An 11,710-nucleotide genomic window follows, 5' to 3' on the forward strand; every position below is an offset into this window, starting at 1 on the left:
CCAGGCGAGGGTGACCGTAACGCCGATGGGGAGTTGAACCGTTCGCCCCGTACCCCATCGTCCGCCCGGAAAGGGTTGAACTCCCGCCATGTCGCCCCGGCTCACCGTCGTCGTACCCGTCCACAACGGCGCCGAGCACCTGTGGGAATGCCTGGCGTCGGTGGCCGCGCAGACCCTGCGCGAACTGGACGTCGTGGTGGTCGACGACGGGTCCACGGACGCGGGACCGGACATCGCGGCGGCGTTCGCGGAGCGGGACGCGCGCTTCCGCGTCGTACGCCAGCACAACGGCGGTACGGGGCACGCGCGCAACACCGGTACCCGGCACGCCGCGCCGGGCACGGAGTACCTGGCCTTCGCGGACAGCGCCGACGTACTGCCGCGGCGCGCGTACGAACGGCTCGTCGGCCTCCTCGACGGGTCCGGCTCCGACTTCGCGACCGGCAACGTCTACCGGCTCACCGCGGCGGGCCGCAGCCAGGCGTGGCAGCACCGGCATCTGCGGCGCACCCGGACCGCCACCCACATCACCGAGGACCTCGGCCTGCTGTCCGACCACACCGCCTGGAACAAGGTGTTCCGCCGCACCTTCTGGGACCGCCACCGCCTCGCCTTCCCCGAGGGCGTGCTGTACGAGGACACCCCGCTGACCATCCCCGCGCACTTCCTCGCCGAGGCCGTGGACGTCCTGCACGAACACGTCTACTACTGGCGCGTCCGCGAGGGCGCCGGCCCCCGGCGGCGCACCGACCCCCAGGTGGTCCGCGACCGCATCGCCTCCGTCGACCACGTCTCGCGCTTCCTCGCCGACCCCGCCAACACCCGCTGGTCGGCGCATAAACGGGACTACGACCGCTCGGTGCTCACCGAGGACCTGCCGCACTTCGTCGACCGGCTGCCGACGGCGGGCGCCGACTACCGCGACGCCTTCATGGACCGGGCCCGGGACTGGGCGAGCCGCGTCGACCCCGAACTCTTCAAGGAACTCCCCGTCGACCTGCGGGTCAAATGGCAGCTGATCCGGGAGCGGCGGCTCGCGGAGCTGATCGCCGTCCTCGAATACGAGCGGCGCAACGCCTCCGGCTTCCTCGTCCACGGCCTGCCGCTGCGCAAGCGCGCCGTGCTGCCCGGCGCGGACGGCACGCCCGTACCGCTGCCGTCGTCCGTCACCCGGCTCACGTCCGAGGACTTCCCGGTACGGGCCGGGGTGCGGGAAATCCTGTGGCGCGACGGCACGTTGGTGATCCGCGGCTACGCGTACATCCGCAACCTCGGCGCCCCGTCCCGGCTGCGGACCCGCAAGACGGCCCTGGTGACGTCCGGCCGGCACCGGCTGCTGGTGCCGCTGCGGACGGTCCACATGCCGGAGGCCACCCACAACTCCCGGCAGGAACGACACTGCTACGACTGGTCCGGCTTCGAGATCACCGTCGACCCCCAGCGGCTCAAGGGCGACGAGCGGTGGCGGCCCGGCCGCTGGCAGGTGGACGTGGTCGTCGCCGCGTCCGGCGTGGTGCGCCGGGCCCCGCTGCGCTCGCTGGGCACCGGCTCCGGCGCCTGGCCGCCGCCGGGCGGACTCGGCGACGGCACCCGGCTCGTGCCCTGGTTCAAGAACGGCCGCCTGCTGCTGTCGGTGGAGTGGGCCGAGCGGCGGCTGACGGGCCACCGGGCGGTCCACGGCGGGATCATCGAACTGGACGTCACCGACGAGTCGGCCCGCGAGCCGGTCGCGCTCCGGCTCACCCACCGCGGCTCCGGATCGGTGCTCGAAACCCCCGTGACCTGCCGCCTCGACGACTACGAGGGCGTACGGGCCACCGCCCGGCTCCGCCTCGCCGACCTCACCGCGGCCCGGCCCGCGCCCGGCGAACACCCCGAGGAAGTACGGCTGCGGGACACCTCGTCCTGGGACGCGGTGCTCGTACTCGCCGACTCCCGCACCGCCCGCATCACCACCGCCGCCGCCCCGCGCCCCGGCCGCTACCCGCTGGCCGACGGCCGCGAGCTGATCGTCGCCGCCACCGCCGACGAATACCTCGTCCTGCACGACCGCACCCCGCAGCCCATCGCCGACCGTGTCGCCTGGCAGGACGACGGCTCCCTGACCGTCGAGGGCGAACTGCCCGCCTCGGCCCCCGCCGAGCTGGAACTGGTCCTGCGGCACAGCACCCACGCGGCTGAAGTGACGTTCCCCTGCGAGCGGCGGGACGCGGACGGCGGAGCGCGGGACGGCAAGGGCACGGCCTCGGACGAGGCGACCGGCCCTGCCGAGCGGCCTCCAGCACCGGGCCGCGCCGGCCCCGCGGCGGGCTGCGGCGGCGGCTGCGAATGCGGGGGCCGCGCCCCCGAGGGGGCGCCCGCGGACCGGGCGGGGCAGCGCTTCACCGCCGGGCTGTGGCCGGGGGCGGCGCCCACGCCGAGCGGTACGGCGCCGCTGCGGGAGGGCCGTTGGTATCTGTACCTGCGGGGGTGCGCGGGGGGTGCGGGGGGCGTACGGGACACGGGTGAGGGCATGCCCGTACGGCTCGCGCCGGAGCTGTTCGCGGGGCTCCCGGAGGCCCGTACCGTCGGTGGCAAGACCGTCACCGTCGACCGGCGCTTCCACGACCGGGTGTTCATCGAGGCGGGGTCCGCCGTACCGCTCGCGGACCGGGGGCCGTACCGGCAGCGGCTGCTGCGGGAGCGGACCTACCCGGCGCGCGCCGCCCTCCCGCTGCTCGACACGGTGCTCTACAGCAGCTTCGGAGGCCGCCGGTACTCCGACTCGCCGCGCGCCGTCCACGAGGAGCTCGTGCGGCGCGGCACGGACGTCGAGCATCTGTGGGTGGTGCGCGACCGGCAGTTCGAGGTGCCGCCCACGGCCCGGGCGCTGGTCCTCGGCAGCGCCGAGTGGTACGAGGCCCTCGCCCGCAGCCGGCGCATCGTCACCAACACCCACCTGCCGCCGTGGTTCCGCCGCCGCGAGGGCCAGTACGTCCTCCAGACCTGGCACGGCACCCCGCTCAAGCGCATCGGCGCGGACCTCGCCGGAACGCTCTGCGCCGAGCTCGCGCCGCCCGGCCCGCCGCCCGATCCGGGGGCGCAGTGGAGCACGCTGCTGTCGGCCAACCCGCACAGCACCCGCGTCCTGCGCCGGGCCCTCGGCTACCAGGGCGAGATCGCCGAGACCGGGCTGCCGCGCACCGACGCGTTCTTCGCCCCCGACCGCGCCGAACGGGCCGCCGCGCTCCGCCGCCGGCTGGGCATCCCGCGCGGCAAGCGCGTCGTCCTGTACGCGCCGACGCAGCGCGACGAGCGCGCGTACGACACCGGCCACTACCGCCTGCACCTGCCCCTGAACGTGGCACGCGCCGAGTCCGCGCTGGGCGCGGACCACGTCCTGCTCGTACGGAGCCACCCCCTGGTCGCCGACCAGGTGCCGGCCCGCCGGGGCCCGTTCCTGCGGGACGTGTCGGCGCACCCCGACGCGGCCGGGGTACTGCTGGCCGCCGACGTCCTGGTCACCGACTACTCCTCCCTGGCCGTCGACTTCGCCAACACCGGCCGCCCCCTGCTCTACCTCACCCCCGACCTGGCCCGCTTCCGCGACACGGTGCGCGGTTTCACCGCCGACTTCGAGTCCGAGGCCCCCGGCCCCCAGCTCTCCGGCACCGACGACCTCGTCGACGCGCTGCGCGACGTGGAGGGCGTGGCCCGCGGCTACGCGGCGGCGTACCGGCGCTTCCGCGCCGCGTACTGCCCGTGGGACGACGGCGGGGCCACGGCGCGGGCGGTGGACGGCCTGCTGGCGGCCGCGCCGTGAGAGGGCCCGTGCCGGAAAGCCCCGGACCGTCAGCGCCGTACGTACAGCGCCACCGACCCGCCCCGTACGTACACCACCGATTCCCGCCTGAAGAGGCTGTCGAGCACGGCGGTGCGGTCGTCTTCTCCTACGCCCCCGGGGCCCGAGACCACCCACACCCGGTCGAGCCCGGTCAGCCGGGTGCGCAGTTCGGCCGGGCCGGCGTCGGTGCCGTAGAGGGTGCCGGCCTCCGCGCCGGAGCGCAGCAGCGTCGCGTCGCGCACCCCGGCGAAGTCCCGCGGATAGGCGAGGGCGACCCGGCGCTCGTACGACGGGAAGAAGAGCGCCGTGTCGCCGGGTTTCGCGACGCGCGCGAACGCGGACGCGACGGCCTTGAGGTCGTCCGCCCGGCTCGTCGGCAGCCGTTCGCGCTGCTGGATCGGCAGCTGCCACCACAGGGACACGGCGATGGCGGCGACGCCTGCCGCCGTCACGGTGCGCCGCCATTGCAGGCCCCGGACGAGGCGCTCCGCGCCGACCGCCACGAGCAGCGGCAGCCCGGCGAGGGAGTGGAGCAGGTAGCGGTCGAGGAAGACCGGCTGCCACTGGGCGGCGGCGAAGAGCAGGGCGGGCGGTACGAGCGCGAGGGGCAGGGCCAGGGCGGTCAGGTCCAGGCGGCCGGGGCGGACCCGAAAGCGGGCCAGGGCGACGGCGACGAGCAGCAGGTTGACGGTGAGTACGAGGGAGCTGGGGCCCGCGAACTCGCGCAGCAGCGCCTCGGCGTCGGCGGCGCGCGGCGTCCCTATCCAGGCGATCTGGCCGCTCTGCCGCCGCGAGAGCAGGGCCAGCGGCGCCAGGACCGCCACCGCGGCGGCGGATGCGCAGCCCCAGCCGCGCCAGGTCCGCGCGGGCGCGCGGCAGAGCAGCAGAGTCGTGGCGTGCGCGGCGAGCAGCAGCACCGCGAACTCGTGCAGGCAGAACGTCACGGCGCACACGGCGCCGTAGGCGGCCCAGCGGCCGACGGCGGTCCCCGAGGCGGGAGACGACCCGACGCCCCAGGCCCCCGAGCCGCTTCCCGATCCGCCGCTCCGGGCCCCCGAGCCCGCGGGCGCCCCGACGGCCCGGATCAGCAGCCACGCGGCGAGCGCCGCACCGGCCGCGACGAGGGCGTATGAGCGCCCCTCCTGCGCGTAGTGACCGGCGAACGGCGTCACGGCGTACAGCAGCCCGGCCCAGAGGCCGACCCGGGGGCGGGCCAGCCGGCAGCCGATGGCGGCGACGAGCCCGGCAGTGCACGCGGCGGCGAGCACGGAGGGGAGCCGCAGCGCGACCTCGTCGGCGCGGAAGGGGAGGACGGCTAGGACGTCGAGGACGTCGAGGACGCAGTGCATCAGCAGGTAGTAGAGGCCGTGCACGGCGTCGACGTGGCCGAGGGCGTGCCACAGCTCCGGCAGTGAGCGCCGGGCCAGCTGGAAGGTGGCGCCCTCGTCCCGCCACATCGCGCCCCGGTCGAGGCCCCACAGGCCGAGGCCGAGCATGACGGCGGCGGGCAGCAGGACGGCGGTGGCGGCGGCCCGCCGGGACGGTGCGGGGGCGAGGGGGCCATGGTCGGTGCGGAGGGTCCGTACGTGCCCGGCGGCCGTCGCCGTCGGTGCGGTGTATCCGTACATGGGGCGATTCTGCGACCCCAGTCGCACTATCTGCCTATACGACAGGCACGGGCCGCCCGGTGGAACCGGGCGGCCCGTAGTTCTCACGCGGCGGCTACCGCGAGGACACCTCGCGTTGGCCGCGCGTACGCGACATCAGCCGCGTACAGGCGACATCAGCTGTGCGTACGCAGCATCGTCCGCATCGTCCGCATCGCGACCGACAGGTTCGCCAGGTCGAAGGCGTCCGAACCCTGGATCTCGTCCAGCGTCGTCCGCGCCCGGGCGAGGATCGCCGCGTTCTTCTCCTCCCACGCCGTGAAGCGCTGCTCGGGCGTCGAGGTGCCGTTGCCCACGGAGAGCACATCGGAGGTGAGCGCCGCGTGCGCCGCGTACAGGTCCTCGCGGATGGAGGCGCGGGCCATCGACTGCCACCGGTCGGCGCGCGGCAGCTCGATGATCCGGTCCATCAGCTTGGTGATCGACAGCCGGTCGCCCACGTCGTAGTAGACCTCCGCGACGGCCAGCGCCTCCTTGCCCGTACGGTCCGCGATGGCGACGATGTCCAGCGCCGGGAAGACCGAGGAGAACCCCGCGACCCGCTCGGCGAGCTCCGCCGGCACCCCGGCCTCGGCCAGCTCGTCGCGGATGGACTGCCACCAGTCCTGGTCGGCGCCGCGCAGCAGCTTGGGCAGATCGGCCCAGACCCCCCGCACCCCGTCCTTGAAGAACTCGATGGTCTCGGCGAGCTGCACCGGCTGCGGCCGGTTGTTCAGCAGCCACCGGGTGCCGCGCTCGACGAGGCGGCGCGAGTGCAGCCGGATGCGGGTCTGGACGTCGGCCGGCACCTCGTTGTCGAGGGCCTCGACCGCGTCCCAGACGGAACCGAGCCCGAAGATCTCGCGGGCCGCGGTCTGGGCCCGCACGATCTCCTCCAGCGAGGCCCCGGTCTCCTCCCGCAGCCGGTGCAGGAAGGTCGAGCCGCCGCTGTTGACGGTGTCGTTGACCAGCACCGTCGTGACGATCTCGCGGCGCAGGGCGTGCTTGTCGATCCGCTCGCCGAACGTGTCCCGCAGCTCCTGCGGGAAGTACGCGTGCAGCAGCCGCTGCAGGTACTCGTCGTCGGGCAGCCCGGTGGCCAGCAGCTCCCTGGACGCCGTGATCTTGATGTAGGCGAGCAGGACCGCCAGTTCCGGCTGGGTCAGACCGCGTCCGGAGCCGACCCGCTCGCGGATCTGCCGGTCGGTGGGCAGGAACTCCAGCGCGCGGTCCAGATTCCCGTCGCGCACCAGGCGGCGCATGATCCGCTGGTGGGCGTGGAGCAGGCTGGGCGCCTGGGCGACCGCGTTGGACAGGGCCACGTTCTGCGCGTAGTTGTTGCGCAGCACCAGGGCGCCGACCTCGTCGGTCATCTGGGCGAGCGTCTTGTTGCGCTGCTTGACCGTGAGGTCGCCGTCCGCGACGACCGTGTTGAGCAGGATCTTGATGTTCACCTCGTGGTCCGAGGTGTCCACGCCCGCGCTGTTGTCGATCGCGTCCGTGTTGATCCGGCCGCCGGTGGACTCCGGGCCGCCGCTCAGCGCGAACTCGACGCGGCCGAGCTGGGTCAGGCCCAGGTTCCCGCCCTCGCCGACGACGTGCACCCGCAGGTCCGCGCCGTCCACCCGGATCGCGTCGTTGGCCTTGTCGCCGACGTCCGCGTGCGTCTCGGTGGACGCCTTGACGTACGTGCCGATGCCGCCGTTCCAGAGCAGGTCGACCTGCGCCTTGAGGATCGCCTTCATCAGCTCGGCGGGGGTCATCTTGGAGACGCCCGCCGCGATGCCGAGGGCCTGCCGCACCTGCGCGTTGACCGGGATGGACTTGGCCGAGCGCGGGTGGACGCCGCCGCCCTTGGAGAGCAGCTCGGTGTTGTAGTCGGCCCAGGACGAGCGCGGCAGCTCGAAGAGGCGGCGGCGCTCGGCGTACGCGGTGGCCGCGTCCGGGTTCGGGTCGAGGAAGATGTGCCGGTGGTCGAAGGCGGCCACCAGGCGGATGTGCTCGGAGAGCAGCATGCCGTTGCCGAACACGTCGCCGGACATGTCGCCGACGCCGACGACCGTGAAGTCCTCGCGCTGCGAGTCGTGGCCCAGCTCCCGGAAGTGCCGCTTGACGGACTCCCAGGCGCCGCGGGCGGTGATGCCCATGCCCTTGTGGTCGTAGCCCGCCGAGCCGCCGGAGGCGAAGGCGTCGCCGAGCCAGAAGCCGTACGACTCGGCGACCTCGTTGGCGATGTCGGAGAAGGTCGCGGTGCCCTTGTCGGCGGCGACGACGAGGTAGGTGTCGTCCTCGTCGTGCCGGACGACGCCCTTGGGGTGCACGACCTCCCCGCCGACCAGGTTGTCGGTGATGTCGAGCAGGCCCGAGATGAACGTCTTGTAGCTGGCGACGCCCTCGGCCAGCCACGCGTCGCGGTCCACCGACGGATCGGGCAGCCGCTTGCCGACGAAGCCGCCCTTCGCGCCGACCGGCACGATGACGGTGTTCTTCACCATCTGCGCCTTGACCAGGCCGAGCACCTCGGTACGGAAGTCCTCGCGCCGGTCGGACCAGCGCAGCCCGCCGCGCGCGACCTTGCCGAAGCGCAGGTGCACGCCCTCGACGCGGGGCGAGTACACCCAGATCTCGTACGCGGGCCGGGGCGCGGGCAGGTCCGGGATGGCCTGCGGGTCGAGCTTGATGGAGAGGTAGCCGTGCGGCCGGTCGTCCTCGCCCAACTGGAAGTGGTTGGTGCGCAGGGTGGCCTTGATGACGGTGAGGAACGAGCGCAGGATGCGGTCCTCGTCCAGCGACACGACCTGGTCGAGCGCGCCGTCCAGCTCCTCCAGCAGGCCGTCGATCAGCTCGTGCCCGGCGCGCTGGCGCTCGGGGGCCATCCGGGCCTCGAAGAGGTTCATCAGCAGCCGCGTGGTGTGCACGTTGGTGCTGAGGGTGTCCTCCATGTACGCCTGGCTGAACGTCGACCCGGCCTGCCGCAGGTACTTCGCGTACGCGCGCAGCACCATGGCCTGCCGCCAGTCGAGGCCGGCCCGCAGCACCAGGTTGTTGAAGTTGTCGTTCTCCGCCCGGCCGGTCCACACCGCCGCGAAGGCGTCCTGGAACCGCTCGCGCGCGTCGTCGCCCGCCACGTGCTCGGGCATCCGCAGCCCGAAGTCGTAGATCCACGCGGTGGACCGGTCCGAGCAGCGCAGCTCGTACGGGCGCTCGTCGACGACCTCGACGCCGAGCCGTTGGAGCACCGGCAGCACCGCGGAGAGCGAGACCGGCTCACCGGTGCGGTAGATCTTGAAACGGCGCTCGCCGGCGGTCGCGCCCACCGGCTCGTACAGGCTGAGCGCGAAGTCGTGGTCGCCGCCCGCCGTGGTCAGCTTCTCCAGGTGCTGGAGGTCGGAGACCGCCGCGCGCGGCGAGTGGTCGGCCTTGTAGCCCTCGGGGAACGCCTGGCCGTATCGGCGCAGCAGCTCCGCGGCGCGCTCCTCTCCGACCTCCGCGGTCAGCGCCTCGGCGAAGCCGTCGGCCCAGGACCGGGCGGCCTCCACCAGCCGGGTCTCGATGCGGTCGACGTCGGCGTCCGTGAGGTCCAGCAGGGCGGCACCCGGCTCGACGCGGACGACGAAGTGCAGCCGGGAGAGGACCGACTCGGTGTTCCACGCGGTGTAGTCGACGCTGATGCCGCCGAGCTCTTCCTTGAGGATGTCGATCAGCCGCAGCCGCACGCCGGTGGTGTAGCGGTCGCGGGGCAGGTAGACGAGGGCGGAGTAGTAGCGCCCGTACTCGTCCTGGCGCAGGAACAGCCGCAGCCGGCGGCGCTCCTGGAGGTAGAGGACGGAGGTCGCGATGGAGCGCAGCTCGTCGGCCGGGGTCTGGAACAGCTCGTCGCGCGGGTAGGTCTCCAGGATCTGGAGCAGGTCGCGGCCGTCGTGGCTGTCCGGGGTGAAGCCCGCGTCCGCGAGGACCTGGGCGACCTTGCGGCGCACGACGGGGACGCGGCGCACGGACTCGGTGTACGCGGCCGAGGAGAACAGGCCCAGGAAGCGGCGCTCGCCCGTGACGTTGCCCTCGGCGTCGAACTTCTTCACCCCGACGTAGTCGAGGTACGAGGGGCGGTGCACGGTGGCGCGGCTGTTGGCCTTGGTCAGCACGAGCAGCTTGTGCTCACGGGCCTTGGCGCGGGCGTCCGCGGGCAGCCGGCTGAAGGACGGCGACGCCGGGCGCGGCAGATGGGAGTGGAGCGGGTTGGCGTGGTGGCCCTCGTTCTGGTGCGAGGGGTCGGCGCGCAGGATGCCCAGACCGGTGCCGGGGACGGCGGTGAGCACGTCCTCCTCGTCGCCGTTGGTCCTGGCCGTCACCAGCTCGTACTCGCGGTAGCCGAGGAAGGTGAAGTGGTCGGCGGCGAGCCAGCGGAGCAGCTCCTGCGCCTCGGTGACGTCCTGCTGGTCGACGTCGTCGGTCGGCTCGGCGGGCAGCCCGTCGGCGAGGCGCTCGGCGGCCTCCCGCATCTTCTGCCAGTCCTCGACGGTCTCGCGGACGTCGGACAGGACGCGCAGCAGGTCGGAGGTGATCTGCTTGAGGTCGCCGCGGTCGGTCTCGCGGTCGATCTCGACGTGGATCCAGGACTCGGTCAGCGCGTCGTGCGGAAGCTCCGCGTCCGAGCGCCGGCCGTGGTGGTCGCAGTTGTTGCCGATGATCTCCAGCAGCTTGCCGGTGACATCGCGGCGGACGACCACCTGCGGGTGGATCACGATGTGGATGCCGCGGTTCTGGCGGGAGAGCTCATTGGTGACGGAGTCCACAAGGAACGGCATGTCGTCGGTGACGACCTCGACGACGGAGTGGCTGCACGTCCAGCCGTTCTCCTCGACCGTCGGGGTGTGCACCCGGACATTCGCGGTGCCCTGCGGCCTGGTTTCAGCCAGCCGGTAGTGGGAAAGTGCAGCACCGAAGACATCGACCGGGTCGCGGCCGCTGAGGTCTTCCGGAGCGGTGTGCAGGTAGTAACGCTGGAGGTACGCGGTAAGGGTCTCCGGGTCGAGACCCTGCACCGGATGTGGACTCCCGGCAGGGGTGATCTCGGCGACCCGGGCGGCCCGTGCGAGCAGCTCGGCCTTGGCTTCATCCAGCTTGGTCTGCATGTCCTCTGGCTCCTGTCGCGCGCCGTTGCGTGACATCGATGGCGGTGGCATCACGCCGCGGCACGGGGTGTCCGGTCGTAATCGACGTTATGCCGGAATGAGGGAAGACCGGGGCCTTCTCGGCCAATTTGGGGGAACGCACCCGGTTGAAGGGATCAGCGGCTGCCCGGGCACGGTAGTGCTCCGGGCGCAGGGCAGGGGCCTCGTCGCCCCCGCGAGATATCGCGCTGATCACCCAGTAAGGCTATCGCCCCTGACCGGGGACCCGTCACGGGCCGTTTGTGTACAAAACCCGGGGCCCGACTTCGACGTTCTGGACAGCGACGCAGACCACATCCACACTCTTGACAAACAAGCCGAACAGCTGCTCGGAAGCCGAGTAGACCTACAACTCCGACATCACGTCCGACAGCACGGAGGCGTACGCCATGACGGCGAGGATCCTGATCGTGACCGGAGACGCGGCCGAGTCCCTGGAGGTGCTCTATCCGTACCAGCGGCTGCGCGAGGAGGGGTACGAGGTGCACATCGCCGCCCCCACCCGCAAGAAGCTGCGGTTCGTCGTGCACGACTTCGAGGACGGCTTCGACACCTACACCGAGAAGCCGGGCTACACGTGGCCCGCCGACCTCGCCTTCACCGAGGTGGACCCCGGCGCGTACGCGGCACTCGTCGTACCCGGCGGCCGGGCCCCCGAGTACCTCCGCAACGACGCCGAGCTGCGCAAGATCCTCAAAGCCTTCTTCGACGCCGACAAGCCCGTGGCCCAGATCTGCCACGGCCCCCTCATCACCGCCGCCGCAGGCAGCCTCGGCGGCCGCCGCGTCACGTCCTACCCGGCCCTGGAACTGGACATGCAGGCAGCCGGCGCCGAGTTCCAGGACTCGGAAGTAGTCGTCGACGGCACACTGATCTCCTCCCGAGCCTGGCCGGACCACTCCGCCTGGATGCGCGAATTCCTGACAGTGCTACGAGCAAAGGCCCCAGTGACATAACCGGCCCAGCCGTCCGGCGTTAGGGCGTGCAGATCTTTAACTCGTGGCTTTCCGCTCGGTGGTTCGTTGGTCTGGCGTGAGCGGGTTGGAAAGTCAGCGGGCTGTGCTGGCAGC

General features: G+C 72.7%; 4 protein-coding genes. 2 read left to right on the forward strand and 2 right to left on the reverse strand.

What is annotated here, in order from left to right; genetic code table 11:
- Positions 1 to 88: 88 nt before the first annotated feature.
- Complete coding sequence (locus AB0I22_RS37545; protein WP_363135519.1) at positions 89 to 3,802, forward strand: CDP-glycerol glycerophosphotransferase family protein; 3,714 nt, start codon at positions 89 to 91, stop codon at positions 3,800 to 3,802.
- Positions 3,803 to 3,831: 29 nt separating this feature from the next.
- On the opposite strand, the gene AB0I22_RS37550 is transcribed toward AB0I22_RS37545, so the two are convergent.
- Positions 3,832 to 5,451, reverse strand: coding sequence for a glycosyltransferase family 39 protein (locus AB0I22_RS37550; RefSeq protein ID WP_363135520.1), 1,620 nt, complete (start codon positions 5,449 to 5,451; stop codon positions 3,832 to 3,834).
- A 155-nt stretch (positions 5,452 to 5,606) separates the two neighbouring features.
- The gene (locus AB0I22_RS37555; protein ID WP_363135521.1) at positions 5,607 to 10,601 is read right to left on the reverse strand and encodes an NAD-glutamate dehydrogenase; all 4,995 of its coding nucleotides are present in this window, start codon (positions 10,599 to 10,601) and stop codon (positions 5,607 to 5,609) included.
- Between the two features lie 428 nt (positions 10,602 to 11,029).
- Between AB0I22_RS37555 and AB0I22_RS37560 the strand changes: the two genes are divergently transcribed.
- Positions 11,030 to 11,596, forward strand: coding sequence for a DJ-1/PfpI family protein (locus tag AB0I22_RS37560; protein ID WP_363135522.1), 567 nt, complete (start codon positions 11,030 to 11,032; stop codon positions 11,594 to 11,596).
- The last annotated feature ends 114 nt before the right edge of the window (positions 11,597 to 11,710 follow it).

Origin of the sequence: Streptomyces sp. NPDC050610 (assembly GCF_040654875.1) — a bacterium.
Taxonomy (GTDB): Bacteria; Actinomycetota; Actinomycetes; order Streptomycetales; family Streptomycetaceae; genus Streptomyces.